A 21,636-nucleotide genomic window follows, 5' to 3' on the forward strand; every position below is an offset into this window, starting at 1 on the left:
CTACCGGGCCGACGGCTGCTGCCGCTGCTGCGGCGGGGCTTGGCCGTTACGTTTGCCGTTGCCGTTGCCGTTGCCGTTGCCGTTGCCGTTGCCGTTGCCGTTGCCGTTGCCGTGCCCGGGTGTGCAGTCGTCGGCGGGTGGGGTGGCCGGGGCCGGGGCGGGGTCCTCGGTCGGTGAGGTCTCCACGGGGGCCGGGTCGGTCGGCGCGGCAGGGGGAGCGGGATCTTCCGGCTCTGCCGGGGGAGTCGGTGCGGTGGGTTCCGTCGGCGGAGTCGGGTCGGCCGGGTCAGTCGGGTTCGTGGGCTCGGACGGCGTCGGCTCGGTCGTCACGGGCGGCGCGGCCTGGCCGTCCCCCTCGCCTCCCGAGGCCGTCCCGCCGGCATCCGACGCGGCCCCACCGGTGTCCGACGGCCGGGTGACGACCGTACGCACCGCGTCGGCCGTATCCCCGGACCCGCTCGCACGCTCCGCCCGTGCCGCCCCCGCACCGCCACCCTTCCCGGTCGCCGCGGGCGCGTCCTTGGGCACCACCGGCGTCCCGGTCACCGGCACCTGGGCCACCGGCGCGTCGGCGACCGGGGTCCGCCGGGCCGGGACCGAGGCGGACTGGTCCGGGCCGAGTATGAGCACCAGCGCCGCCGCACCGGCCGCCATCGCGCCCGCCGCGATCGCCACCGGCGCCTTCGTACCGCCGACGGTGGTGGCCTGCCGTACGCCGTGCAGCAGCCCGCCCCCGCCCGCGTGCCCGCTCGCCGCAGCCCCGGCGGCGGTCAGGGTGAGCAGGAACTTGCCGGCCGTACCCCCGACCGCGAACACCAGCAGGGCCGGGCCGACGAGGGCCGGGAGCCGGTCGTTGGCGGTCATCAGGGCGGCGAGGCGGGCGCGGCAGTCGTCGCAGGTGTCCACATGGGCGAGCAGCCGGTCGGACTGCCGTTCCGTCGCGGTGCCCCGTACGTACGCGGGCATCCGGCTCCAGTGGACCTGGCAGGCGGGGTCGTCCGGCGCGCCGGTCTGCGTGCGCAGGAAGGCCTGCCGCATGCCCTCACGGGCGCGGTGCAGCAGGACGGCGGTGGCGCCCTCCTTGGTGCCCAGCTGCGGCCCGATCTGCGCCAGCGGCTGCCCCTCCGCCTCGGCCAGCCACAGGGCCTTGACCCAGCGTTCGGGCAACTGGGCCAGTACGCGCACGAGCAGATCGACGGAGGAGACCTGCTCGGCCGGGTCGTCGCCGTGCCGGCCCGCCTCGGCCTGCTCGTCCTCGTGCGGATCCCGGGGCGTCTCGCGCACGGCACCGCCGGCGGCGTACGCGAGGTGCCGGACGGTCGTCATCAGATACGCCGACACGTTGTCGATCTCGTGCCCCTCGGCCAGCCGCCGCCACACCCGGAAGTGCGCCTCGGCGACGAGGTCTTCGGCGACCCACGCGTTCCTGGTGAGGGAGCGGGCATACGCGACGAGACGCGGCTGCTGTTCCTCGTAGATCCGGGCGTAGGCGGTGGTGCTGATGACTGCAGAGGAACCGTCGTGCATGGCGGAACGCTCCAGTTGCCGGCGTGGGGCGGGGAAAGGGTTTGTCACTGTAGATGGCAAAAATTTCAAGCAAAGTTTCAAGCACCTCGAAAAGTGACACATGTCACTCAACTCGCTTGTGTTTCCCGCGTAATCAAACGGACGCCGGGCGCTCTCACAGTTACGACGACCTGCACCGCACCGCACCCGGAGAAGCCCGTGCCCATCACGCTCGAACAGCCCACCGGCGCCCGTCTGCTCACCGCGGACGAGCAGGAGGTCGCGGTCCCCGCGACGCTTCGCTACACCTCGGCCGACCCACAGGCCGTGCACTTCGTCTTCCCGCCGTGGATCTCCCTGGACGGCGAGGAGGTCACCTGGACCTTCGCGCGCGCTCTGCTGGAGGAGGGCCTGGAGGGTCCGGCCGTGCTCGGCAATGTGCACGTCCGTCCGTACGGCCCTGCCCGCACGGTCGTCGAACTCCGCGCGGAGGAGGGCGTGGCGGCGATCAGCTTCGCCACGTCCGCCCTCACCCGCTTCCTGCTGTCCTCCCTGAGGGTCAGCGGTTGACGGACTGGATCTCCTGGACGGTGATCTCCTGCGTGGTGTCGAAGGTGCCGTCGGGCAGCCCGCCGCCGCTGCCGCCGGAGCCGCGCCAGCTGATCTGCCAGGTGACGGAGGCCTTCAGCCGGTACGGCGTGCCGCCCGTGGCGTGCAGGTAACGGACGCCGCAGGACGGGGTCCTGTCCGCGTCGCCCGGCCGGTACGCGGTGCCGATGGAACCGTCGTCGTTGATCGTGCAGTTGCCGGAGGCGGGGAACGTCTCGGCGTCACCGGTGCCCGGGTCGAGATGCAGGGCGACGGGCTTGGCGGTGGTCTCCGCCCACAGGCCGGTGCCGGGCAACTCCGCCCGGACCCTGACCTCCTGGAAGCGGCCCTTGTCCAGCCAGGCCCAGGTCGGGAGGTTGACGGTGGACCTGGCGGCCGGCTTCAGCTCGACCGAGGTGGTGGGCACCTTGATCTTGTTGTAGGCGTAGTCGGCGAGGGTCTCGGGAGTGGGGGCGTCCGGGTCGTCGGGGACCTGCCCGGCCGGGACCCAGAACATCAGCTTGCTGCACAGCGAGCCGTCGTCGATGGCCTCGATGCCGTCGGGGGCCACCCCGCGCCAGAAGTAGCCGTCCTTGCCGAGGTTGTAGTTCTTGTACCCCGGGACCGAGGCCGGCTCGGTGAAGATGGTGGTGGTGTCCTTGCCGTCCTTGAAGTGGTCGGTCCACAGCCCCTTGCCGAACCACGCGGTGCGCATACCGACGTCACCGTCGCCGACGTGCTCGGAGAAGTCCTTCAGCTGCTGCGGGGTGAAGACGGGCTCGTACCAGCACTGCGGCGGCTTCCAGTTGACGTCCGTGGCGGAGACGGAGCCCAGCTTGCCGCCGGTGGGGCCGCTGATCCGGGTGACCTTGATACGGGAGTAACTCGCCGAGGCGGAGAGCTCGTTGCCCTCGGCCCCGCCTCGCGTGCCGGTGCCCCCGTCTCCGATCGCGACGGCGGGCGTGGCACTCAGCAGGGCCACGACGAGCGACGCGGCGAGCACGGGTATGCCCCGCAGGCGCGGCCTCACCGGGAGCACCCGCCCCGCGTCGAGTGGACGGACGAGTTCTGCCAGACCCCCTGGGCGCTCCGCGCCATCGAGACCGTGTAGACGACGTAGGGGTTGGTGCCCGCGGGATTACCCGCCTCCTTCCCCGTCTTGCGGTTCTTCGTGTACGCCTTGCTCTCGTCCGTGCAGTAGGTGACGGACGCGCCCTTGCCGCCGCTGCCCACGACGACCTTGGGGTCGAAGACGGGCAACTCGCCCATGACGGTGAGGTTCTTGTCGGTGTACGTCTTGATCCACGCCTTGGTCTGCCCGACGACGCCCTCGCTGTCGTAGAAGGTGACGTCCGTGCTGTCGGGGTTGTTCGCGATGATCGCCGCGTAACCCGCCTTGAGCTCTTCCCTGGCGTCGTCGAGCACCGCCTGCTTCGCCGGATCGCCGCTCGTCCAGTTCTCGAACGCGAGCTGGAAGCTGCTCGGCAGCGTGATCACCGGGCGTTTGACGCCGGACGCGGCTGACGATGCCGAGGCGGACGCCGACGGGCTGCCGGACCGCGTGTCCGCGCCTTTGATGTCATCCGTCCTGCCGCCGTCACCGCTTCCGCCGCAGGCGGTCAGCAGGAGGGCCGCGGCGGCCGTCAGGGTGGGCAGGGTCAGGGTGCGGCTGGCCACGGTTGAGTCTCCCCCGGAGTTCGGCATGTGTGCAGCTGGGAACGAAGCTAGCAGGGGGGTATGACAGTCCCTTGTGTGCTGATGGGGGGTTGTGTGGGGCATGTGGAGAGGCGGTGTGCGGACCGGGTGGCGGTAACTCCGGCCAATGGGGCCTCGCTTGTCGAAAGGGGAGGAAACGGGCCGCCGTTCGCCGCTCTTCCCTTCGACGCTGTCGGTGCCAGTCAATAGGATCGTCAAGGGGACCTCGATAGGCTCGATGCGCCCCCGGCCCACTCCGTCCACACACGACCCCAGGACACCCGCCATGGCGCGACGCAGCACATCAAGCTCGACGGGAAGACCGACGGGGAACCCGTCGGGTCCGCGGAACCGGACCCCGCAGCCGGTGCGGGTGCGACGGCGTACGTTCGGGGACTTCGTCAAGGCCTTCCTCGCCTTCGTGGCGCTGCTGGCACTCGTCGTCGGCGTCCCCGGCGCCCTCGCCATGACCGTCGGCTGGCCCCTGCCGCACAGCGCGCCGAAGATGGACTGGCTGTCGCAGCCGATCGGCGTCGACACGTTCCTCAACACCCTGACGGTCATCGTGTGGCTGGCCTGGGCCCAGTTCACGGCCTGCGTGCTGGTGGAGGTCAAGGCCGCCGTCTCCGGCGTCGGCCTGCCCGGCCGGGTCCCCGGCGCCGGCCCCAGCCAGCTGCTCGCCCGGCAGCTGGTCGCTGCCCTGCTGCTGGTCGGCGCCACCGCCGCCAGCCTCACCCCGGGCCTGTCGCAGCTCGGCCACAGCATGGAGGGCAACCAGAAGGGCACGGTGGCCGCCGCCCAGGCGACCCCCGGCCTTCTCGCCCAGCAGCAGGAGCAGGCCAAGAGCACCGCCGCCGCCCTCGCCGAGCAGGCCGGCCACGCCGCCGCCCAGGCCCAGGCCGAGCACGGCTCCACCGCCGCCGCGCACGGCGCGACGAAGTACTACCGGATCCAGCCGCCCGAGGGCCGCCACCACGACTCCCTCTGGGAGATAGCGCAGCGCCACCTCGGCGACGGCCGCCGGTACAAGGAGATCTACGAGCTCAACAAGGACCGCATCCAGCCCGACGGCTCCCGGCTCTCCGAGGCCAGCCTCATCCGGCCCGGCTGGATCATGGAGATGCCCGGCGACGCCCACGGCGGCGAACTCGTCGAGAACCCCGACGCGCATGTCTCGCCGGACGTCCAGCAGCAGATCGGCGACTACGCCAGGACCGGCGACCACGCCCAGCAGCACCAGCAGCAGGGCGGGCAGCACGCGGGCGAGGACGGGGCCACCGCGCAGATCTCGGTGCCCAGCCAGCGCCAGGCCGGCGGCGCCGGCACGTCCGCCCATGCGCACGACGCCTCCGGCCACTCCTCCTCCGGATCGGCTTCCGGATCCGCCTCCGGGTCGGTCTTCGGGTCTGCCTTCGGGCTGTCCGAGGCGCTGCTCGGTGCCCCCCTCCTCGCCGCCGGGCTGCTCGCCACCCTCGGCCGCCGGCGCCGGCAGGCCCTGTGGCAGTCGGCGCTCGGCGCCGTCGGCGGCCGGCGCGGCATGGAGCCGCCGACCCCGACCGGCGACGCCCAGGACGTGCAGGACGCGCTCCTGGTCGGCGCGGACCCGGAGGGCGTACGACTGCTCGACCGGTCCCTGCGCGGACTCGCCGCCGCCCTCACCGCCGAGTCCCGTTCGCTGCCGGTGGTCTACGCGGCCTGGCTCAGCCACGGCGATCTGCATCTGCAACTCGCCCAGCCCGCGGGCAAGCCCCCCGCGCCCTGGCAGCTCGGCCAGGACCAGACGTTCTGGACGCTGACCCGCGCGGACGCCGAGCGCTACGGGGACACCGACGCCGCGGCGCCGTACCCCGGCCTGGTCAGCCTCGGCACCATGGACGACTCGCGGCTGCTGCTCAACCTGGAGGCCGTGCCCGGCATCGTCTCGCTGAGCGGCCGGGAGGCCGACCGGGCCGCCGTGTTCGCCTCCGTCGCCGCCGAACTCGCCACCAACGGCTGGTCGGACCGCATGACCATCACCCTCGTCGGCTTCGGCGCCGATCTCACCCCGCTCGCCCCCAACCGGCTGCGCCACCTCGACGACGTGGACGCCCTGTTCGAGGCGATGGAGGCCGAGACCCGGCAGCGGCGCGGCGCGCTGGGCGCCGCCGGCCACGACTCGGTCCTCACCGGCCGCACCGGCCCGGCCCAGCACACCCGCTGGGCGCCGAACCTGGTGCTGCTCGCCGCCCAGCCGTCCGCCGAGGACGCGGTGCGGCTCGCCGAACTCGCCGCCGACGCCGCCCGGCTGGGCATCGGCTATCTGGTCGGCACCGAGAGCGCCGACCTGCCGGGCGCCTCCTGGGCGATGGAGATCACCCCGGACGGCAAGCTCCTCGCCCCGCTGCTCGGCCTCGAACTGGACGCCCAGCTGCTGCCCGCCGTGCAGCAGCGCGCGGTCGTCGAACTGTTCGTCGAGGCCGACCCCGAGCGCGACCCGGACGGGCCGACCAACGCCCCGCCGTTCCTCGTCGACATCAGCGAGCAGGGGCGGCCCGCGGTGTACGCGCGGCTGGTGGGACCGTACGAGATCATGGGCCTCGACACCCCGGACGGGGACCGCAGCGCGCTCCTCCACGAGGCCCTGGCGCTTCTCCTGCTGCACCGCGAGGGCGTGCACCCGCGCGTGCTGTCGTCCGCGCTGTGGCCGCGCGGGGTGACGGAGGACGTCCGCGACGCGCTCCTCGAGCGGCTGCGGGCCTGGCTGGGCACCGACCCGGACGGCAGCCCGCGGCTGCGCGCCGACGCCACCGGCCGTCTCATGCTCGCCAAGTCGGTGGTCTCCGACCTGGACGTGCTGCGCTCCCTCTACTACGAGGCCACCCAGGGCAAGGGCGTCGACAGCCGCGCGGTCCGCGGTCGCCTCCTCACCGACGCGCTCGTGCTCGTCCGCGGCCCGTTGCTCGCCGACCGCGCGGAGGGCCGGTACCGCTGGCTCACCCACGAGATCATCGACGCCCAGCTCCCGCTGCTGGTCGCCGACATCGGCCTCGCCCTGTCCGCGTTCCACCTGGAGAAGGACCGCGCGGAGAAGGCGATCGAGGCGCTCGGCGCGGCACTGAAGACCGCTGCGGCCGACGAGCGCCTCTGGAACGAGCTGCTGCGCGCCACCCACGCCACGGGCGACCCGGACCGCGTCCGCGCCCTCGCCGCCGACCTCGTCGCCCGCAGTGGGGCGCGCGGCCTGCCCCCGCGCACCGAGGCCCTCCTCGACGAACTCCTGCCGACCTGGCGCGAGAGCGCCGCCGCGACAGGATGACCGCCCTGGACCTCGCGCTGCCGGCCGCCGCCGCCCTCTGGGGTGCGGCGGCCGGCACCCTGCTGCCGCGCGCCGCGTACCGCTTCTCGGCACCGGCGGGGGAGCAGTGGCGCACCACCTGCCCCGCGGGCCACCCGCTCAGGGGCTGGCTGGGCCGCGCGCGCTGCACGGAGTGCACGACAGCCGAGGGGGCGCAGAACTTCCCCCTCACACCGGCGCACGCGACCGACTGCACGCCGCCCCCCGACGACAGTCCTGGGCCCGGCGCCGAACCCACCGAGGCGGCGCTCACCGACGGCTCCACGCCCGCGCATGCCGACCGCGGCGCGCCCGGCGCCCACACCACCGCGCCGGCTCCCGACGGCAACCTCGCGCCCGCACCCGACGGCCGGTCCGCGCCCGGCGTCCGCCCCGTCCAACCGGCGCCCGACGACGGACCCGCGCCCGGCGCCCACCCCACCCCGCCCGCGCCCGGTGGGCAGCGCACGCCCACCGCTCGTCCGCGCGCGGCCTACGGCCCCCGCACCACCCCCCTCGCCGTCGCCACCGCGCTGGTCTGCGTAACCCTGGCGCTCGCCACCGGTACCCGCCCCGAGCTGGCCGTCTGGCTGGTGCTCGCGCCGGTGGGCGTGCTGCTCGCGGTGGTCGACTTCCGGGTGCAGCGCCTCCCCGACCCCCTCACGCTCCCCCTCGCGGCCGCGGCGCTCGCCCTCCTCGGTGGGGCCGCGCTGCTCCCCGAACACGCCGGCGACTGGCTAACCGCCCTCTACGCGGCCCTCGCGCTCGGCGGCGCCTACTTCGTCCTCTTCCTCATCAACCCCGGCGGGATGGGCTTCGGCGACGTGAAGCTCGCGCTCGGCATGGGCGCCGTCCTCGGCTGGTACGGCTGGCCCACCGTGCTGCTCGGCACCTTCGCCGGCTTCCTGTTCGGCGCGCTGTACGGCGGTGCGCTCGTCGTCGTACGGCGGGCCGGGCGCAAGACGGCGATCGCGTTCGGGCCGTTCCTGATCGCGGGCGCGTTCGCGGGGCTGCTGGTCGGCGCGTACACGGCCTGAGGTCCGGCCGCTCGGAGGCCTGGCGTAGGCTGGCCGGGTCTGTCCACAACCCTTGACGAAAGGGACGCCCAGGTGACCGAGAAGGCCGACCTCCAGTCTGTCCTCGACCGTGCCGCCGCCGGTGGGCGGATCACCCCGGAAGAGGCGCTCGACCTCTACCGCGACGCGCCTCTGCACGCGCTGGGCGCCGCCGCCGACGCCGTACGCCGCCGCAGGTACGCGGGTACCGAGCACATCGCCACGTACATCATCGAGCGGAACATCAACTACACGAACGTGTGCGTCACGGCGTGCAAGTTCTGCGCCTTCTACGCGGCCCCCAAGGACACGGCCAAGGGCTGGACCCGCGACCTCGACGACATCCTGCGCCGGTGCGCGGAGACGATCGAGCTGGGCGGCACCCAGATCATGTTCCAGGGCGGCCACCACCCCGACTTCGGCGTCGAGTACTACGAGCAGAACTTCAAGGCGATCAAGGACGCGTTCCCGCAGCTGGTGATCCACAGCCTGGGGGCGTCCGAGGTCGAGCACATGGCCCGGATCTCCGGCGTCTCGGTCGAAGAGGCCATCACCCGCATCCACGAGGCGGGCCTCGACTCCTTCGCGGGCGCCGGCGCGGAACTCCTCCCCGCGCGCCCCCGCAAGGCCATCGCGCCCCTCAAGGAGAGCGGCGAGCGCTGGCTGGAGATCATGGAGGCGGCGCACAACCTGGGCGTGGAGTCCACGTCGACGATGCTCATGGGCACCGGCGAGACCAACGCCGAGCGCATCGAGCACCTGAGGATGATCCGGGACGTCCAGGACCGCACGGGCGGCTTCCGGGCCTTCATCCCGTACACCTACCAGCCCGAGAACAACCATCTGAAGGGCCGCACGCAGGCGACCCTCTTCGAGTACCTGCGGATGATCGCGATCGCCCGGGTCTTCCTCGACAACGTCGCCCACATCCAGGGCTCCTGGCTGACGACCGGCAAGGAGGTCGGCCAGCTCTCGCTCCACTACGGCGCCGACGACCTCGGCTCGATCATGCTGGAGGAGAACGTCGTCTCGTCGGCCGGCGCCAAGCACCGCTCCAACCGCCTGGAGATCATCGACCTGATCCGCAAGGCGGGCCGCGTCCCGGCGCAGCGCGCCACGACGTACGAGCACCTCGTCGTCCACGACGACCCGGCGAACGACCCGGTGGACGAGCGGGTGATGTCCCACATCTCGTCGACGGCGATCGAGGGCGGGACGGCGCACCCGGAGTTGAAGCTTCTCACCTCCAACTGACCGGGCCGTGGAGACGATTCACACGGCGGACCGGGTCTTCGCCGCCTGGGACTCCGAGCCGATCGAGAACGGCGCCGTGGTGGTCGTACAGGACCGGATCGGCGCCGTGGGTACGTACGAGGAGCTGCGCGGGGCGTTCCCGCAGGCGCGGGTACGCCGGTGGCCGGGGTCCCTCGGCCCCGCCCGGCTCCACGACGGCCCCCTTCCGGACGCCCCCAGCCCGCGCGAGCGCGTGCACGCCGTGCTGAAGCGGGGAGCGGTGGTGGTCCTGGAGGCGTACGTCGACTCACCCGGACTCCGGGCGGCGGCGGAACGCAACGATGTCTCCGTGGTCCTGGCACCGCGCCCCGCACGGCTCGTCGAGACAGCCAGAGCCGACCTGGCCGTGTTCGACGAGGCGGGGGCGTGCGTCGCGACGGTGTGCGCGGGGCGACTTGTCCACAGACGGAAGTAGCAGCGCCCCGTAAGGGGCGCGGGGCCGTATCGGTATGCGGCTCCGCCGTGTGTGCGCGATCCGCCCCCACCGGCCCGCGGACGGCACTCAGCCCGCGAACGCCTTCGCGAACGCCCCCGAACTCTGACTGACCCCACTGCAGTCGGTCGCGGCGTCGTCGTCACCCGAACTCCCGCTCTCGCACTGCTGGTCCCGGAACGTCGACCACATCGAGACCCAGGCGATGCCCTTCTCGTCCGCGAAGCTTCGCACGTCGGCGGCGTCCGACAACGTGAGCGTCTCCCCGTCCACGTCGTTCACCCCGATCATCGAGGTCAGCGCCATCCCGCCCCACGCCCCCGCGTCGGACAGCCCGAACACCTTCTTCAGCTGCGTGTGCGTGGCCTTCGCCGAGGTGACCGCGTAGTCGCCCATGTCCCCGTCGTACGACTCGCCGTAGTTCATGGTCATGATGTCGACCGTCGAGACCTGCACGTCGTACTTGTTCGCGGACTCCAGCAGCGCGAGGCCGTCGGAGTCGAGCCCCGACGGCATCACGGGCAGGGTGAAGGAGACCTCCAGGTCCGGCCGTTCCTTCTGGAGCTGCGCGATCGCCTGCGACCGCAGGGCGACCGAGTCGGAGTCGGTCAGCGTGTCGCCCTCGATGTCGAAGTCGGCCTGGGTGGAGCCCGCGGCGTCCAGCGCGGCGCCGTACGCCGCGGCGAGCTTCGACGCGCTGGAGCAGGTCGTCGCGAGCTCCTTGCCCGAGGCCCCGCCGAAGGACACCCGGACCGACGCGCCGTCCTGCTTCAGCTCGGAGATCCGGGACTTCACGGCCGAACTGCCGATCGCGGTCGTCCCGTTCCACTTCGGCGTGCAGCTGCTGCCGTCGGAGATCACGAAGGCCAGGTTGTACGCCGACGGTGAGCCCGCGTCGTCCGTGCCGGCGGCCTCCGTTGCGCTGACGTAAGGCGCGTAGGACGTACTCGATGTATCGGATGTGCCTGATGTGTCTGATGTGCCGGACTCGGCGGTGGCGCTCGGCGAGGCCGAACCCCGCTTCGACGGTGCGGGCGCCGCGTCCGACGTGCCGTCGGAGCCCGAGGAGCACCCCGTCACTGCCATGGCAAACAGGCAGGTAAGCCCAGCGGCCGGCCTCAGGAAACCCCGCATTAAGATGCACCCGCTCTCGTGATTTGTGTCTCAGGACCGAAACAAACCCTGATTCCAAAGGAAAACGTCTCACACGTACGTGGTGTTCAACCGTTCGATCAATACATAGAAAACTCATGGAATGAAGGGTGCGAATCAGATGAACAGGGCGATGTAAAAGGGGCGTTGAGTAGGTTTCCCCTCCCGTGTGGTCTCCGCAGGTGTTCACAGAATCTCTCAGCGAAAAGACAGGTAAAGGCGTTTCTCATGGGCGCCTCACAAGAACTCTGAAGGCGATCACATAAAGGCTCCCTAATATCTCGGGATATGCAATCCGAGCCTGCCATCGAAAGCCGCGCCGCCGGGCGCGGTCGCCGCCGCAAACAAGGCAACGGGTCTGCCGAGGGGCCCGTTTTCGTCGACTCTTCGGGACGCCGGTCCAAGCTGCTGCGCCGCGTCGGCCTTCTCCTCGGCGTCGTCTGCCTCGCCTACACGGGCGTGCTCGGCGCCGCCTTCATGGGCTGGGGCACCTCGCTCACCCCGGACTCGCTGCTCCCCGACTTCGCACGCGCGGGCAACGCCCCCGGCGGCGAGCGCCCGCAGGGCGGCATCGGCCGTCAGGCCGGCCTGCCCAGCGGCCGCCCGACGGCGCCGCCCTCGACAACGGCCGCCCCGTCGGCATCCGCATCCGCATCCGCATCCGTGTCCGCCTCCGCCACCGCCAACTGACCGGAACGCAGGCCCCTTTCCCATGACTACACCGACCTCCTCACGCGGCCGCAGGCGCGCCCCCTCCCGCATCGAGCGGGCGGCCGGCCGGGCCGCGGCGCTGCAGAAACCACGTGTCATCCTCGCCCTGCTGCTCCTGCTGGCGCTGACCTGCGTGATGCTGCTCGACGGCTATCTGCGCGCAGAGGTCGGCGGCGACCAGCGGGTCCGCACCGGCGCCAGCTCCAGCAAGGTGCCGGACAAGGTCCTCGACGGCGGCCCGATCCTCACCTTCCGGGGCGGCCAGGCGACGACGATCTCGGTCCCCTCCAAGACCATCGCCCTCACCTTCGACGACGGCCCGAACCCGACCTACACCCCGCAGGTCCTCAAGATCCTCGACCAGTACGACATCCCGGCCACGTTCTTCCTGGTCGGTTCGATGGTGTCGCGCTACCCGAGCATCGTGAAGACCATGGTCGAGCAGGGCAACGAAGTGGGCATCCACACCTTCACGCACGTCGACCTGTCGTACCAGAGCGACGCCCGGGTCAACCGTGAGATGCAGCAGACCCAGCTGGCGCTCGCGGGCGCGGCCGGGATCACGACGACCCTGTTCCGCGCGCCGTACTCCTCGGAGACGGACGCCATCGACAACTACAGCTGGCCCGTCTACCAGAAGCTCGGCAAGGAGGGCTACACCAGCGTCTTCGTCGACACCGACAGCGACGACTGGAAGAAGCCGGGCGTCTCCAAGATCATCAACTGGGCCACGCCGAAGAAGAACAAGGGCGCCTCGGTGCTCTTCCACGACGCCGGTGGCGAGCGCTCGCAGACGATCAAGGCGCTGCCTCAGTACATCAAGAAGATGAAGGCGAAGGGCTACACCTTCACCACCATCAGCGGTGTCATCCAGAAGCAGGGCACGGGCAACGGCCAGTCCGCCACGACGGCCGGAGGTACCGGCGGCACCGGAGCTACCAGCGGCACGTCCGCCACCGGAGTCGCCGAGGCCGGCGCCCTCACCGGCACCGCAACGGGCTCCGGCAGCGGAAACACCGGCGGAAACGGCACCGGCACCGGTACCCCGCCCAGCGGAACCACCCCGAACGGCGAGAACGCCCCGAGCGCGGGCGCGGGCGCGGGCACGGGCAACAGCAACAGCAACCGCAACCGCAACCCCCTCACCACCGGCCTCCAGGCGGCCCACCGCACCGCCACCGGCATGACCCTCTACGAGGGCAAGGCGCTCCTCGTGGCGGTCGCGATCGCCGAATGGGCGCTGCCGGTGCTGTCGGTCCTGCTACTCGTCGTCGGCGTCGCGGTCATGGGCCGCTTCGGCATGATGCTGCTCATCGCCCGCCGCCACTACCGGCTGCGCAACAAACGCCGGTTCAGCTGGGGGCCGACGGTCACCAGACCGGTGAGCGTGATCGTCCCGGCGTACAACGAGAAGGAGTGCATCGCCAACACCCTGGAGTCGCTGGCGCAGAGCACCCACCCGATCGAGGTCATCGTCGTCGACGACGGCTCCACGGACGGCACCTCGGAGATCGCCCGCGCCGCCGCCGACAAGCTCGGCATGGCCAACGTCCGGGTCATCCGCCAGGAGAACGCCGGCAAACCGGCCGCCCTCAACAACGGGGTCCGCAGCGCCAGTTACGACATCGTCGTGATGATGGACGGCGACACGGTCTTCGAACCGGAGACGGTACGACACCTCGTGCAGCCCTTCGCCGACCCCGAGGTCGGCGCGGTCGCCGGCAACGCCAAGGTCGGCAACCGCAACACGATCATCGGTGCCTGGCAGCACATCGAGTACGTGATGGGCTTCAACCTGGACCGCCGCATGTACGACCTGTTGCGCTGCATGCCGACGATCCCCGGCGCGATCGGCGCGTTCCGCCGCGAGGCGGTGCTGGAGGTCGGCGGGATGAGCGAGGACACCCTCGCCGAGGACACCGACATCACCATCGCCATGCACCGCGCGGGCTGGCGGGTCGTCTACCAGGAGCACGCCAAGGCCTGGACCGAGGCGCCCGCTTCGCTCAAGCAGCTGTGGTCCCAGCGCTACCGCTGGTCGTACGGCACCATGCAGGCCCTGTGGAAGCACCGCAAGTCCCTGACGGACAAGGGCCCCTCGGGCCGCTTCGGCCGGGTCGGCATGCCGCTGGTGGTGCTCTTCCAGATCGTCACGCCCGTCTTCGCCCCGCTCATCGACGTCTTCACGGTCTACTCCATGATCTTCGTCGACTTCGAGGCGGCCCTGCTGGCCTGGCTGGCGGTCCTCGGCATCCAACTGGGCTGCGCGGCCTACGCGTTCCGGTTGGACAAGGAGCGCTACCGCTACCTCCTGATGATGCCGCTCCAGCAACTGGCCTACCGTCAGATGATGTACCTCGTCCTCATCCACTCCTGCATCACCGCCCTCACCGGCGGCCGCCTGCGCTGGCAGAAACTCAAGCGCACCGGCGAGGTAGGCACGCCGGCGGGGGTGAGCGGCTGATGACCTGGGACCAGCAGCAGAACCCGTACCAGCAGGGCTACGGCTACGACCACGGCGGCTACGACCACGGCGGCTACGACCACGGCGGCTACGACCACGGCGGCTACGACCGCGGCGGCTACGACCATGGCGGCTACGGTCAGCAGCCGCAGTACGGTCAGCAGCAGTACGCGCAACAGCCGTATCCGCAGCAACAGCAGTACGTCGAGCACGGGCCCACCCCGGTGGCGGAGCAGACGGCCCCGCTTCCGGCGGTGGCACCGGAGCCCGAGCCGGGGCCCGTGTCCGAACCGGAGTCCCCTGCCCATGAACCGGCACCCGCTCCCGATCCGCGGCCCAAGCCCCCCGGCAGGGACCGCTACTTCGACACCCTCCGCGCGGTCGCCCTGATCCGTGTCGTCACCTACCACACCTTCGGCTGGGCCTGGTGCGGCATGGTGTTCCCCTCCATGGGCATCATGTTCGGCCTGGCCGGCACGCTGATGGCGAAGTCCCTGGAGCGTCCGGCGCTGAAGGTGGTCAAGAGCCGGCTGCGTCGTCTCCTCCCGCCGTTCTGGTTCTGGGGCTTTTTCGTCGTGCTGGCGATGCTGGTCCACGACTGGATGCCGGGCTGGCAGATCGTCTACTGGGTCGTGCCGCTCGGCGACCCGCCGGGCAACGCGTGGGGCGAGCAGGCCTGGGAGATCCTCTGGTACCTGCGGACGTACCTCTGGTTCGTCCTCCTCTCCCCGGCCCTGCTGTGGATCTTCCGTAAGGCGCCCGTCCCGGTCCTCGTCCTCTCCCTCGTCCCGATCCTGATCCTGAACTTCGTCTGGTCCGGCCCGGACAACCGGCTCGGCAGCGCCCTGTGGGACCTGTCGACGTACCTCTTCTGCTGGATCCTCGGCTTCGCCCACCGCGACGGTGTGCTCCAGCGGATGAAGCCGGCCCTGGTGGTCGTCGCCTCGCTCGCCGCCATGGGGTACGGCGGCTGGTACGCCTTCTCGCACCAGGCCGACTTCGGGACCTACGACCTGGACGAGAACCCTCTCGCGCAGGCCTTCTGGTCGGCCGGGTTCGTGCTGCTGCTGATGTGGGCGAAGGCGTATTTCAGGATCGACTTCGCCTGGCTGACCCGCTTCCGGCGGCTGGACCGCACGGTCACCGTCTTCAACGCCCGCGCGGTGACGATCTACCTCTGGCACGAGATCGCGCTGATCCTGGCGGTCCCGCTGATCGACCAGATGTGGAACGTGCCCGCGTTCGAGAAGTGGCTCCCGCTGGACAGCCAGTGGTTCATGTTCGGCGTCGGCTGGATCCTGATCGCCGTGTTCATCCTGCTGTGCGGCTGGGTGGAGGACGTGGCGGCGAAGAAGAAGCCCCGGCTTCTGCCGTGAGGGAGGGCTGCAAGAATGGCGAGGTGACCCGCGCCTCCCTGAACAAGCAGCCGCACGAAGTCGCCTCGATGTTCGACGACGTGGCGGAACGGTACGACCTGACCAACGACGTGCTGTCGCTCGGCCAGGACCGGCACTGGCGGAAGGAGGTCGCCCGGGCGGTCGACGCGCGACCCGCGCAGAAGGTCCTCGACCTGGCGGCCGGCACGGGCACCTCCTCCCAGCCGTTCGTCCGGGCCGGCGCCTACGTCGTGCCCTGCGACTTCTCCCTCGGCATGCTCCAGGTCGGCAAGCGGCGCACCGCCTGGATGCCCTTCACCGCCGGGGACGCCACCCGGCTGCCGTTCAAGGACGACACCTTCGACGCCGTCACGATCTCCTTCGGCCTGCGCAACGTCCAGGACACCGACGCGGCGCTGCGCGAGATGTACCGGGTGACGCGCCCCGGCGGCCGGGTGGTGATCTGCGAGTTCTCGCATCCCACCTGGGCGCCCTTCCGGACCGTCTACACCGAGTACCTGATGCGCGCGCTGCCGCCGGTCGCCCGCACGGTCTCCTCCAACCCGGACGCCTACGTCTACCTCGCCGAGTCCATCCGAGCCTGGCCCGACCAGCCCGCGCTGGCCGGACGGCTGCGTGAGGCGGGCTGGTCGAAGGTGGCCTGGCGCAACCTCACCGGCGGAGTGGTCGCCCTGCACCGGGGCTTCAAGGAGGCCTGAACCCGCCTCCGCGAAGCCCGAGCCCCGTCCTGGGCGTCACCCGCCGATCACCTCGAAGGTGTCACCGGGCTGGTCCAGCTCCCGTTGCAGCCCGCCCGTCGGTGGCCGTGGGATGCGTGGCTCGCGCACGCCTCCGCCGCCCTCGCCCTCACCGAAGTCGAACCACACGTACACCAGCGAGTCCCGCGGCACCTCGGCACCGGCCTGCGGGAACTGGCGTACGACGTAGTCGACGACCGCGAGATGGAAGTCCGGCCGGTCCGGCGCGTTGAGGAACAGTCCCCGCGCCTGGGCGGTCTCGCGCGCGTCCACGGCCATCAGTCCGACCAGCCGTGGCACGCGCACTTCGGGTGTTTTGGGTGTTATATGCACAGATGTCACCCCCAGCGGTACTGGAAGGGTAACCCCGGGCACGCGGCACTCGGAAGCTGCGAGTGTCTTTCTGTAACAGATCGTTACTCTATGTTACCATCTCGCAGGTCGAGCCGGAAGCAGAGCGCGTCCTCCTGGAGCCGAGGGTGCGGGAACGTCTCCGCGAGCTCCATCCCGAGGCGCCGGGCGACCGCGACCGACCGCTCGTTCCCGGGCCGCACCATCGCCACCACCTTCGGCACGCCCGCCGCCCGCAGCCGCTCCAGCGTCGCCAGCGCCGCCGCCGTCGCGTACCCCTGGCCCCAGTGCTCCCGGCCGAGCCGCCAGCCGATCTCGATCTCGCCCTGGGGCCCCCAGTCCCGCGGCCACGGCTGGGCTCCGGTGAAGCCGATGACCCGCCCGGACTCGTCGGCCATCGTCCACAGGCAGAAACCGAACTCCGCGTCGTGCCGGCGCTGCCGGGCGGTGAGCTCCTCGTAGACGGACAGCTCCGCGGACCTGCCGCCGTGGAACTCTATGACGTCCGGGTCGTCGAAGACCCGGTACCAGGCGAACGCGTCCTCGTGCGTGGGCACACGCAGCCTTACCGCGGGGAGAGCTCGGTTCACAGGAGCAGCCCTTCAGCCGGGTGATCAGTACCGCTGAATAGACTGCCCATGTCCAGTGCCGGTCGGCACGCAGATTTCGAGCCTTGGGGAGCCCCCGCCGTGACCGAGCCCCTCTCCGAAAACACCGCCGATGTCATCGTCGTCGGCGCGGGGCCAGCCGGCTCCACGACGGCGTACCACCTCGCCAAGTCCGGTCTGGACGTACTCCTGCTGGAGAAGACCGAGTTCCCGCGCGAGAAGGTGTGCGGCGACGGACTCACCCCGCGGGCGGTGAAGCAGCTGGTCGCCATGGGTGTCGACATCTCCGAGGAGGCCGGCTGGCTGCGCAACAAGGGCCTGCGCATCGTCGGTGGCGGCAACCGCCTCCAGCTGGACTGGCCGGATCTCGCCTCCTTCCCCGACTACGGTCTGGTCCGCAAACGCGACGACTTCGACGAACAGCTCGCCCGCCAGGCGCAGAAGGCGGGCGCTCGCCTCTTCGAGCGCTGCAACGTCGGCGCCCCGATCATCGACGACCGCACCGGCCGGATCACCGGTGTGCACGCCAAGCTCGGCGAGGAGAAGCGCGAAGTCACCTTCCACGCGCCGCTCGTCGTGGCCGCCGACGGCAACTCCACCCGCCTCTCCCTCGCGATGGGCCTGCACCGCCGCGAGGACCGCCCGATGGGCGTGGCCGTCCGGACCTACTTCACCTCCCCCCGTCACGAGGACGACTACCTGGAGTCCTGGCTGGAACTCTGGGACCGCCGCGGCCCCCAGGACCGCCTGCTGCCCGGCTACGGCTGGATCTTCGGCATGGGCGACGGCACCTCCAACGTCGGCCTGGGCGTCCTGAACACCTCCGACTCCTTCAAGGAACTGGACTGGCGCGAGGTACTCAAGGCCTGGTGCGCCTCCATGCCCGCGGACTGGGGCTACACCCCGGAGAACATGACCGGCCCGATCCGCGGCGCGGCCCTTCCCATGGCCTTCAACCGCCAGCCCCACTACACGCGTGGCCTGCTCCTCGTCGGCGACGCCGGCGGCCTGGTGAACCCCTTCAACGGCGAGGGCATCGCCTACGCCATGGAATCCGGCCAGATCGCCGCCGAAGTCATCGTCCAGGCGCACGCGCGGGCCACGCCCGGCCAGCGCGAGACGGCCCTGCAGCGCTACCCGCAGGTCCTCAAGGACACCTACGGCGGCTACTACACGCTGGGCCGCGCCTTCGTGAAGCTCATCGGCAACCCGAAGGTCATGCAGATCGCGGCCCAGCGTGGCCTGACCCACCCGCTGCTGATGAAGTTCACCCTGAAGCTCCTGGCGAACCTCACCGACCCGACCGGCGGCGACGCGATGGACCGCATCATCAACGGCCTGAGCAGGGTGGCCCCGAAGGCGTGAGTGCCGCTACGGGGCGAGGGCCGGTACCGCTAGGCGGTGAGTGCCGGTACGGGGTGAGCGCCGCTAGGCGGTGAGTGCCTCGATGGTGGCGGCTCTGTGGGCGTAGACCTCCTCCCGCCGGGCCGCCACCTGCCGCAGTGCCTCCTTCCGGTCCCGCCCCGAGAGCCGGTCGAGAAACACGCGTCCGTTCACATGGTCGGTCTCGTGCGCCAGGCAGCGGGCGAAATACCCCCTTCCCTCAAGGGTGAGCGGATTGCCGTCCTTGTCCTGTCCGTGTACGACCGCCCGGTCCGGGCGGGGTACGTCCATGACCGCACCCGGCACCGACAGGCAGCCCTCGCTGTCGTCGAGCAGCCGCCGCCCGCCCGGGTCCGGTGTCTCCAGCACGGGGTTGACGACGTGCCCGACATGTCGGACACCGTCGTCATCGGGGCAGTCGTACACGAACAGCCGCAGATCGACCCCGACTTGGTTGGCCGCGAGGCCGGCTCCGTCGGCGATGTACATGGTGAGGAACATGTCGTCGATGAGTGCGGCGAGGTCGGGTCCGAACTCCGTGACGTCCCGGCACGGCTTGTGCAGGACTTCCTCACCGGTCTCGGTGATCCGGCGCACCGAACCGCGCCGGGCCTCGGGGGCGTGACGGGGGTAGTAGTCCAGGGGGTTGCCCTGGACGAAGACGCGTGGCATCGCGGTGTCCCCTTCTCGGGTCTCGGGCCGCTCCGTGCGAGCGGCATGCATCGAGGATCCCAGGAGTCACCGGATCACGGGCAGGCCTGTGGAAAACCCTGGCGGGGGGCCTGTGGAAAACCGGGACAGGGCGGCCCGTGGCCGGACGACCCGCGGTGGGACGGCCTGCGGTGGGGCGGCCCGCGGCCGGACGACCCGCGGTGCGGGCCCGTCGTAGGGCGGCCGCACGCGGCCGTCGCGGGGCCGTCGCGGGGCGAGCGCGCCGGAAGGGCCGCTGCCCCCGAGCGGCTGCGGCCCTACCGTGCTTGTGCGATGCCCGAGTTGCCTCGGGTTGTATCGGGTTGCCCTTGTTGTCAGAGCACCCGCACCGCGCCGGTCGGCGGGTCGTAGTCCAGCGGGTGCTCCCCGACGCCGCTGGAGGGGTTCTGCGCGCCCACGAACATGCCGTCGCCCACGTACACGGCCACGTGGTACGCACTGCCGGCGCTGCCCCAGTAGAGGATGTCGCCGGGCTGGAGGTTGCTCAGCGAGACCTGGGTGCCCTGCGTCGACTGGTCCTGGGAGACGCGCGGCAGGCTGACGCCGACCGACTTGAAGGCGGCCTGCACGAGACCCGAGCAGTCCCACGAGTTGGGGCCCGTGCCGCCGGAGACGTAGGCGTCGCCGATCTGTGCCTTCACGAAGGCGACCACAGCGGCCGCCGAACCGGTCGCCGTGGACGTGCTCGTGGAGGCGCTGGAGCTCGTGGAGGTGGCGCTGAGCGTGGTCCGCTCGGCGCTGCGCGAGGCGGCACGCTCAGCGGCTTCCTTGCGGGCCTCCTCGGCCTTCTTCTTGGCCTCGGCCTTCTTCTTCGCCTCAGCGAGGTCCGACTTGGCCTGCTTCGCGGCCTTTGTTGCGGCCGCGTCGCGCTCGGCCTGGAGCGCGTAGTTCGCGGCGGCCTGCTGTGTGGCGTCGGCGGACTGAGCCACCTGGGTGGCCAGATCGGCCGTCAGAGTGGGCAGTTCGAGCGTCTGCGTCACGGGTTCGGCGGCACTCGCCGAGGCCGCGCCCGCCGCTGCCATGCCGAGGACGCCACTGGCAACTCCGGCGCGCACGGCGATGCTTGTCGTCGCGCTGCGGCGGGCTTTCCGGTGGCTGCGTATGTGAGCGGTGTGGGACATGGGAACAACCGGTACCAGGGGCTCCTTCATATCTTCAAGAAACGTGTGCTGCGCCACAGTTGTTCAATCGGGGCTGTGAATGCTGTGCGGGTGGTTCTTTATTGACGCCGTAACGGACATTGCGGGCGCCCGCGATCACGCCTGTGATCACGTTCTTTCGTCATAACGTCCGAATTGCCCCCCGCCTACCATCGGTTGAGATGATTGGCCAAGCCCGGTTCTCAGGGTCCTCTCATCAATGTGGCGGAGGTCACGGAACGGTTACCGGGAGGGGTGCGTCTCGTGTGCGGGTCGAGCCCGCCCGAGTTCGTGAACGTGTGCACGCGTCCACATCACCTCCCGCACCTCCCTCTGATGTGTGAACGCGGTCCCCTATCAAGACGGTCCGTCCATCGCGAATTTGCATGCAGAGGAACCCTCTTGATATAGAGACGCCTGCTCGAAACCGGCTCCCGCCTGCGCGGACAGTGGAAAATGTCACCTCTGGTGATCAGCTGAACGCTTCGGGTGCGAAGATCACCACTCATCCGACTTCATGATCGATCGTCAGGTGGTGGAGATCACAAAGCTTGTGTAATACCCCGTGTCGCAGATCACAGAGCGACGGGCATAAGATGCGAGGCAGCTGGGCTTGTGACCTGCTTCACATGTTCGCGATCTTCGCCCGGGACGTGCGGGGTTCGCGTGACGGATGAGGCAAGTGGGGCCCGGTCGAACCGCCACCAGTCAGTGCCGACTGAGAGGAGCGAGGAGCGGTGAACGCGTATGCGCCCATCCTCGTACTGGGAGCCCTCGGGGCAGGCTTTGCGATCTTCTCCGTGGTCATGGCCACGCTGATCGGTCCGAAGCGGTACAACCGCGCCAGGCTCGAAGCCTACGAGTGCGGAATCGAGCCGACCCCCACGCCGGCCGGCGGCGGGCGTTTCCCGATCAAGTACTACCTGACGGCGATGCTCTTCATCGTCTTCGACATCGAGATCGTCTTCCTCTACCCCTGGGCCGTCACCTTCGACGCCCTGGGTGTTTTCGGGCTCGTGGAGATGCTGCTCTTCGTGCTCACCGTCTTCGTCGCGTACGCGTACGTATGGCGGCGCGGCGGCCTGGAATGGGACTGAGGA

Annotated in this window: 19 protein-coding genes; 11 read left to right on the forward strand and 8 right to left on the reverse strand. The window is 70.7% G+C overall.

The genetic code is table 11. From position 1 onward, the window contains the following. Positions 1-1,527 (reverse strand): sigma-70 family RNA polymerase sigma factor, encoded by a 1,527-nt coding sequence (locus AB0D59_RS13515; protein ID WP_362564431.1) that lies wholly within the window; start codon positions 1,525-1,527, stop codon positions 1-3. Positions 1,528-1,725: 198 nt separating this feature from the next. On the opposite strand from AB0D59_RS13515, the gene AB0D59_RS13520 reads away from it, so the two are divergent. Further along, positions 1,726-2,076, forward strand: a complete 351-nt coding sequence (locus tag AB0D59_RS13520; RefSeq protein WP_351740918.1) for an SsgA family sporulation/cell division regulator — start codon at positions 1,726-1,728, stop codon at positions 2,074-2,076. Here AB0D59_RS13520 and AB0D59_RS13525 read toward each other — a convergent pair. Then, positions 2,066-3,124 (reverse strand): hypothetical protein, encoded by a 1,059-nt coding sequence (locus AB0D59_RS13525; RefSeq protein WP_362564433.1) that lies wholly within the window; start codon positions 3,122-3,124, stop codon positions 2,066-2,068. The two genes, AB0D59_RS13520 and AB0D59_RS13525, sit on opposite strands and share 11 nt — an antisense overlap. Further along, entirely contained in the window at positions 3,121-3,771 is a 651-nt protein-coding gene (locus AB0D59_RS13530; protein WP_362564435.1) for a hypothetical protein, read from the reverse strand. The genes AB0D59_RS13525 and AB0D59_RS13530 overlap by 4 nt, the downstream gene beginning before the upstream one ends. A 304-nt stretch (positions 3,772-4,075) precedes the next feature. Here AB0D59_RS13530 and AB0D59_RS13535 point away from each other — a divergent pair, with 304 nt between their 5' ends. The 4 genes from AB0D59_RS13535 (at position 4,076) to AB0D59_RS13550 (ending at position 9,865) form a co-directional block, all read left to right on the forward strand. Beyond that, a complete protein-coding gene (locus AB0D59_RS13535) occupies positions 4,076-7,084 on the forward strand; it encodes a hypothetical protein (protein ID WP_362564437.1) in 3,009 nt (1,002 codons plus the stop codon). Further along, positions 7,081-8,139: a prepilin peptidase gene (locus tag AB0D59_RS13540; protein ID WP_362564438.1), complete on the forward strand. Its 1,059-nt coding sequence runs from the start codon at positions 7,081-7,083 to the stop codon at positions 8,137-8,139. The genes AB0D59_RS13535 and AB0D59_RS13540 overlap by 4 nt, the downstream gene beginning before the upstream one ends. Before the next feature lie 72 nt (positions 8,140-8,211). After that, positions 8,212-9,411: a cyclic dehypoxanthinyl futalosine synthase gene (gene mqnC / locus AB0D59_RS13545; RefSeq protein ID WP_362564440.1), complete on the forward strand. Its 1,200-nt coding sequence runs from the start codon at positions 8,212-8,214 to the stop codon at positions 9,409-9,411. 7 nt (positions 9,412-9,418) lie between these two features. Continuing rightward, positions 9,419-9,865, forward strand: a complete 447-nt coding sequence (locus AB0D59_RS13550; RefSeq protein ID WP_362564441.1) for a hypothetical protein — start codon at positions 9,419-9,421, stop codon at positions 9,863-9,865. An 87-nt stretch (positions 9,866-9,952) separates the two neighbouring features. Here the strand turns inward: AB0D59_RS13550 and AB0D59_RS13555 are convergent, their stop codons facing one another. After that, positions 9,953-11,017 carry a chitinase gene (locus AB0D59_RS13555; protein WP_362564443.1) on the reverse strand — a complete coding sequence of 355 codons (1,065 nt, stop codon included), beginning with the start codon at positions 11,015-11,017 and terminating at the stop codon, positions 9,953-9,955. Between the two features lie 306 nt (positions 11,018-11,323). On the opposite strand from AB0D59_RS13555, the gene AB0D59_RS13560 reads away from it, so the two are divergent. Genes AB0D59_RS13560 through AB0D59_RS13575 form a run of 4 tightly spaced genes read left to right on the forward strand, consistent with a single transcriptional unit; the run spans position 11,324 to position 16,305 of the window. Next, entirely contained in the window at positions 11,324-11,725 is a 402-nt protein-coding gene (locus AB0D59_RS13560) for a hypothetical protein (RefSeq protein WP_362564445.1), read from the forward strand. Positions 11,726-11,747: 22 nt separating this feature from the next. Next, positions 11,748-14,210: a glycosyltransferase gene (locus AB0D59_RS13565; protein WP_362564447.1), complete on the forward strand. Its 2,463-nt coding sequence runs from the start codon at positions 11,748-11,750 to the stop codon at positions 14,208-14,210. Further along, on the forward strand, positions 14,210-15,586 hold the full coding sequence (locus AB0D59_RS13570; protein ID WP_362564449.1) for an acyltransferase family protein: 1,377 nt from the start codon (positions 14,210-14,212) through the stop codon (positions 15,584-15,586). The genes AB0D59_RS13565 and AB0D59_RS13570 overlap by 1 nt, the downstream gene beginning before the upstream one ends. A gap of 23 nt (positions 15,587-15,609) precedes the next feature. Further along, entirely contained in the window at positions 15,610-16,305 is a 696-nt protein-coding gene (locus tag AB0D59_RS13575) for a demethylmenaquinone methyltransferase (RefSeq protein WP_362564451.1), read from the forward strand. Between the two features lie 36 nt (positions 16,306-16,341). Here AB0D59_RS13575 and AB0D59_RS13580 read toward each other — a convergent pair whose 3' ends face one another. Beyond that, positions 16,342-16,650 carry a PASTA domain-containing protein gene (locus AB0D59_RS13580; RefSeq protein ID WP_362564453.1) on the reverse strand — a complete coding sequence of 103 codons (309 nt, stop codon included), beginning with the start codon at positions 16,648-16,650 and terminating at the stop codon, positions 16,342-16,344. Positions 16,651-16,760: 110 nt separating this feature from the next. After that, positions 16,761-17,285: a GNAT family N-acetyltransferase gene (locus tag AB0D59_RS13585; protein WP_362564454.1), complete on the reverse strand. Its 525-nt coding sequence runs from the start codon at positions 17,283-17,285 to the stop codon at positions 16,761-16,763. A gap of 48 nt (positions 17,286-17,333) precedes the next feature. Between AB0D59_RS13585 and AB0D59_RS13590 the strand changes: the two genes are divergently transcribed. Further along, positions 17,334-18,668: a geranylgeranyl reductase family protein gene (locus AB0D59_RS13590; RefSeq protein WP_362564456.1), complete on the forward strand. Its 1,335-nt coding sequence runs from the start codon at positions 17,334-17,336 to the stop codon at positions 18,666-18,668. A gap of 63 nt (positions 18,669-18,731) precedes the next feature. Here the strand turns inward: AB0D59_RS13590 and def are convergent, their stop codons facing one another. After that, positions 18,732-19,358, reverse strand: a complete 627-nt coding sequence (def, locus tag AB0D59_RS13595) for a peptide deformylase (protein ID WP_362564458.1) — start codon at positions 19,356-19,358, stop codon at positions 18,732-18,734. Between the two features lie 353 nt (positions 19,359-19,711). Beyond that, positions 19,712-20,518 (reverse strand): C40 family peptidase, encoded by an 807-nt coding sequence (locus AB0D59_RS13600; RefSeq protein WP_362564460.1) that lies wholly within the window; start codon positions 20,516-20,518, stop codon positions 19,712-19,714. A 755-nt stretch (positions 20,519-21,273) separates the two neighbouring features. Here AB0D59_RS13600 and AB0D59_RS13605 point away from each other — a divergent pair. Further along, entirely contained in the window at positions 21,274-21,633 is a 360-nt protein-coding gene (locus AB0D59_RS13605) for an NADH-quinone oxidoreductase subunit A (protein ID WP_086791863.1), read from the forward strand. The last annotated feature ends 3 nt before the right edge of the window (positions 21,634-21,636 follow it).

The sequence above is a fragment of the Streptomyces sp. NPDC048417 genome, assembly GCF_040651615.1.
Taxonomy (GTDB): Bacteria; Actinomycetota; Actinomycetes; order Streptomycetales; family Streptomycetaceae; genus Streptomyces.

Bases quoted from the DNA above. Each gene is read 5' to 3' on its own strand.
- AB0D59_RS13600 (WP_362564460.1), bottom strand. From the start codon at position 20,518: ATGTCCCACACCGCTCACATACGCAGCCACCGGAAAGCCCGCCGCAGC.
- AB0D59_RS13565 (WP_362564447.1), top strand. From the start codon at position 11,748: ATGACTACACCGACCTCCTCACGCGGCCGCAGGCGCGCCCCCTCCCGC.
- AB0D59_RS13590 (WP_362564456.1), top strand. From the start codon at position 17,334: ATGTCCAGTGCCGGTCGGCACGCAGATTTCGAGCCTTGGGGAGCCCCC.
- AB0D59_RS13560 (WP_362564445.1), top strand. From the start codon at position 11,324: ATGCAATCCGAGCCTGCCATCGAAAGCCGCGCCGCCGGGCGCGGTCGC.
- AB0D59_RS13570 (WP_362564449.1), top strand. From the start codon at position 14,210: ATGACCTGGGACCAGCAGCAGAACCCGTACCAGCAGGGCTACGGCTAC.
- def (WP_362564458.1), bottom strand. From the start codon at position 19,358: ATGCCACGCGTCTTCGTCCAGGGCAACCCCCTGGACTACTACCCCCGT.
- AB0D59_RS13535 (WP_362564437.1), top strand. From the start codon at position 4,076: ATGGCGCGACGCAGCACATCAAGCTCGACGGGAAGACCGACGGGGAAC.
- AB0D59_RS13555 (WP_362564443.1), bottom strand. From the start codon at position 11,017: ATGCGGGGTTTCCTGAGGCCGGCCGCTGGGCTTACCTGCCTGTTTGCC.
- AB0D59_RS13540 (WP_362564438.1), top strand. From the start codon at position 7,081: ATGACCGCCCTGGACCTCGCGCTGCCGGCCGCCGCCGCCCTCTGGGGT.
- AB0D59_RS13515 (WP_362564431.1), bottom strand. From the start codon at position 1,527: ATGCACGACGGTTCCTCTGCAGTCATCAGCACCACCGCCTACGCCCGG.